Raw genomic sequence first — 3,894 nt, forward strand, 5'->3', positions numbered from 1 at the left:
TCGCAACCTTCTTAGTTTTTACTTCGTCCACTTCCGCCTCTACAGTGTAACCAGTCGGATCAGTAAAACTAAGCGGATTATTGAGCACATAGGAATAGGGGTTTATGCCCTGACTGCCAGTACCTTGAATGAACGGGTCAACACTCAAAAACCGGCCAATATTGTAGTCATAGATGCGCCCATTCATATGTAAGGCTCGAAAACATCAGCAAATTGATAGAAGCACTTTTAGCCACAAAACATTTGAAATGTGGCAAAAGAATAATATTTTTATAGATTGCAACATGGCGTATTTGATATGACATTTTGACTATACAATGTATAACACCTAGTGCTATATTAAGGCGTCAATAGGGAATGGAATGCGTAAGTATAAGTCAAAGTGGTTCACAAAGTGGGCCGATAAAGAAGGACGGATAATGCACTTATTAATGTCGTCAGTGAGATGGAGAAAGGATTAATTGATGCTGATCTCGGTGGCCATGTTTATAAAAAGCGTGCACCCATTGAAGGACAGGGCAAGAGCAGTGGTCTGCGAACTATCCTCGCGTTTAAGATGGATAATAAAGCCTTTTTTATGTATGGCTTTCCCAAAAACGCGCGGGATAACATCGACACTAAAGAGTTAAAAGCGTTTAAGCGCTTGGCAAAAGAATTATTGGCCTACAGCGATGCCCTCTTGAAAAGAGCCCTTAAGACGGGCAGCATCGTAGAGGTAAAATGACATGAAAAACAGCATTTTAGATGTGGTACATGATACCGCCAAAGAGTTAAATGAAGCAGGCGTGATGAATAAACAAACGCTGCGTGAGTTTGATGCGCTGTGCCTGCCAAAAGTCGAACACTTTGATGCTCGCAGTATTCAAGCTATCCGTAAAAAGGCGCATGTGAGTCAGGCGGTATTTGCGGCGTACCTGAACACCACGCCATCAACGATCAGGCAATGGGAGCAAGGCGGTAAAAAGCCGCGCGGTACATCGCTGAAATTACTAAACTTGGTGGCGAATAAGGGGCTAGAGATATTGGCTTGAGATTTATAGGCGCGAGAGCATGACAACTTGTGTTGGTGATGCAATGTTATGCCTGTGTGATAGGTCTTTAGCGTGAAAAGTAATGATAGTAAAAAGGTACGCTACACCATGTACATAACTGTCCTTAGGAAGGGTCAGGCCGACAAAATAGGTTAGTTGTGAAATAAGACAGTTCCTAACCCTAAGCGCATGATGAGGAACTAATTTTTGGCTAGATTTTATCGGCCCACAGACCTAGTGCCGCAAAACGTAGCAAGAACTTTTTTACGGTACCATATCAACCCATTGATAAGCCGAAAAGTGGAGATTGGTCGTCGTTAGACGGACTCGGAGCGAGACTCGCCAGCACTGATGCTGACATAACTACATGCCGCGGGTTTACCGGGCGCGAAAGATTGCATCAAGGCTGTTTGCTAGTATAACTTCTAGTCAATTATTGAAAGACAGTAAAAGCTCTGCTGCTGGCTGCAATGCTTTTGGGAAGTTCGTAGGGTTTAAAAACGCTTGATTGTTACCGTCCTCATTTTTCAATTCAAGTATTTTTAAAACGCGATACGCTTCATCGCACAGACTAACACTTTCTATGGAATTAATTTTTTCACGCGCTGATGAAATGAATCGTGACAAATTACTGATTATTCTTTGTTTATCATTGTTGCTAAATTTTTGGTGATGAAAATTAAACTCATGAAAACTAACGTCTTTTATATTAAATTGAGAAAAATCATTTCCAATAGTTTTAGAGCTCAAATAATCTGTATAATCCTCATTAACTAAAAGTTCACCAACCAGACTACCTTTTTCGAAGGTACCGTTAAAGCTACAGTCGATAAATATAATTTCAGTGCAGAATAATTTTACAAAACGTACGTTTTCAAACCTACATAATTTGAATATTGCTCTACCTGGTGCATTTGAGGCTATGGTAACGTCAGAAAAAGTGCAGTCGATATATTGAGTCGGGCCAATTCCTGCTCCAAAACAAACTTCTCTAGCATTGAACTTTTCGAAATGACAGTTTACAAATTTACAATTAGTTGCTGAGAACGCTACTACACCATGGTCAGCAATGTGCCGTGACGTAATCGACTTATTCTCAAAATTAAGTGCTTTCATAGAAGACCCCTTTAATAAGATACAACGTCCGCACCCCGATTTTGATGTGTGGCAACACCTTTTTTAGTCGTAAGCTCGATCGCCTGACCATGCTTCATGTCAATGAAGTCAAACTTACGAGTTGCATTATAATTAAATCTATTAGGATATAAACGCTGAAGTGTTCCATTCGTTGCTCGATGCACAGCATGCCCGATGAACATCGATCCTTTCTCGGGGTTTGCAAGGTAGGCGTTAACTTCCTTATCGCTCAGATATTTTTTCAGATGTTTGAATCCTAATTTATAGTGCGTTTTCGCCACGTGTTGAATGATACTGTCACCTATATCACCCGCGGCCGGCCGAGTAGGCGCTCTAATTAAAATTTTACTCGCAGCTACTTTGGTGGAGGCGGAACTAATTATCTGAGACGGTGACGCCGCAGCTAATATACCAGTGACGGCAGACAAATTTTCTAATTGGCCAGAACTCAAGCAATTCTTTTCTTTCTCGCAACCAGCCCCGATACCACCAAATCTGTCTCGCTTAGATTCATATGAATCTTTTGAGGAGTTGAAGCCTTGACCAGTGCCTGAGGCAAAAAAATTAAGAGATTTCTCTACAAAACTACCGGAAGTTGAATTCGTTTTAGAGTCTTGCTTTGCAATGGACTTCGCGCTACCAATATCAACTGAAGTGCCTCCACTGTTGGTATTGCTATTAGTCGTCTGGGTAATGCTAAACTGTCTACTATTGCCATCGGCCATAGTTATCGTGCCAGAAACGGTCGTTTCGGTTTCAGTCCTGAGGCGTGAACCTGTTTTAGCCACTTTTTTCTGGCTGATAGTGCCTTTTACTTCAACATCTTCCTCAGCCGAATACCCCGTCGGATCAGTAAAACTAAGCGGATTGTTGAGCACATAGGAATAAGGATTAATGCCCTGACTGCCAGTACCTTGAATGAACGGGTCAACACTCAAAAACCGGCCAATATTGTAGTCGTAGATGCGCCCATTCATATGAATGGGTAAGCAAAACTTTTTGTTTCTCTAGAAAAGATTTACCTTATAAAGAGCAGTGTGTTGCCGGAATTACGGTTCGAGCCTTAGTTTTTTAGACTTTACTTTTTCGTAATATTTAGCAAGTCTATGTTTTAAGAATTTATTCGTAATCGCTTCGTTTGTGCGAGCAAGTCGTTTGAGTGGGAAAGCATCTGTAAAATCAAAACCAAATTCAACGGATAGAGCAATGGCTGCACGGCTTAACATAATAGAATTTGCCATGTAAGTTACCACGTTTGCTATTGTTCGCTGTGATGTTTGGTGGTCACAGATATCGACTAAGTAATAGTAACAAGCTGACATGGCGGCGATGATACGTACTTTTTCGCGCTCTATTTTTGCTTCACCATACCCAAGGCCATTAAGATTCTCTATACGACTTTTCAAACATAAAGGAGGCGAAAGAACGCGAACTGTGTTCTCACCAAATTTCATTTTGTCAGAAAATCGGAACGCGTCATTATGAGATATGCCGTACGCTTGAGGCAAAAAATCAATAACTTCAGTCACCCCATTATTGTTGATAAATACCATGCCCGATTGAGGAGTGTGGTCATCAATGTTGGGCAACTGCGCTTTACCATTCCATGCTTTCGCACAATCAATCTGAATTAGTCTCGACTTAATCTGACAATCCTCTTGCAAAAGAGAGAGTTACCCGTTTTGATAAAGGTGTCGAATCTTTATTAACAAAACAAAAAGGTAAC

5 protein-coding genes and 1 pseudogene are annotated in these 3,894 nt (G+C 41.1%); 2 read left to right on the forward strand and 4 right to left on the reverse strand.

The window, feature by feature from the left end; genetic code table 11:
• Nucleotides 1-193: pseudogene (locus ACFO4O_RS15060) on the reverse strand (RHS repeat-associated core domain-containing protein); the annotation flags it as partial.
• Nucleotides 194-445: 252 nt separating this feature from the next.
• On the opposite strand from ACFO4O_RS15060, the gene ACFO4O_RS15065 reads away from it, so the two are divergent.
• Together ACFO4O_RS15065 and ACFO4O_RS15070 are read left to right on the forward strand one after the other, a co-directional pair.
• Entirely contained in the window at nucleotides 446-724 is a 279-nt protein-coding gene (locus ACFO4O_RS15065) for a type II toxin-antitoxin system RelE/ParE family toxin (RefSeq protein WP_382410008.1), read from the forward strand.
• 1 nt (nucleotide 725) lies between these two features.
• On the forward strand, nucleotides 726-1,031 hold the full coding sequence (locus ACFO4O_RS15070) for a helix-turn-helix domain-containing protein (protein ID WP_382410010.1): 306 nt from the start codon (nucleotides 726-728) through the stop codon (nucleotides 1,029-1,031).
• Between the two features lie 429 nt (nucleotides 1,032-1,460).
• Here ACFO4O_RS15070 and ACFO4O_RS15075 read toward each other — a convergent pair whose 3' ends face one another.
• The 3 genes from ACFO4O_RS15075 to ACFO4O_RS15085 all read right to left on the reverse strand — a co-directional run bounded on the left by ACFO4O_RS15075 (nucleotide 1,461) and on the right by ACFO4O_RS15085 (nucleotide 3,757).
• The gene (locus tag ACFO4O_RS15075; RefSeq protein WP_382410012.1) at nucleotides 1,461-2,147 is read right to left on the reverse strand and encodes a hypothetical protein; all 687 of its coding nucleotides are present in this window, start codon (nucleotides 2,145-2,147) and stop codon (nucleotides 1,461-1,463) included.
• Between the two features lie 11 nt (nucleotides 2,148-2,158).
• The gene (locus tag ACFO4O_RS15080) at nucleotides 2,159-3,145 is read right to left on the reverse strand and encodes an RHS repeat-associated core domain-containing protein (protein ID WP_382410014.1); all 987 of its coding nucleotides are present in this window, start codon (nucleotides 3,143-3,145) and stop codon (nucleotides 2,159-2,161) included.
• Nucleotides 3,146-3,217: 72 nt separating this feature from the next.
• A complete protein-coding gene (locus ACFO4O_RS15085; protein WP_382410016.1) occupies nucleotides 3,218-3,757 on the reverse strand; it encodes a hypothetical protein in 540 nt (179 codons plus the stop codon).
• Nucleotides 3,758-3,894 lie beyond the last annotated feature (137 nt).

It is taken from the genome of Glaciecola siphonariae, from assembly GCF_042652645.1.
Classification (GTDB): Bacteria; Pseudomonadota; Gammaproteobacteria; order Enterobacterales; family Alteromonadaceae; genus Glaciecola; species Glaciecola siphonariae.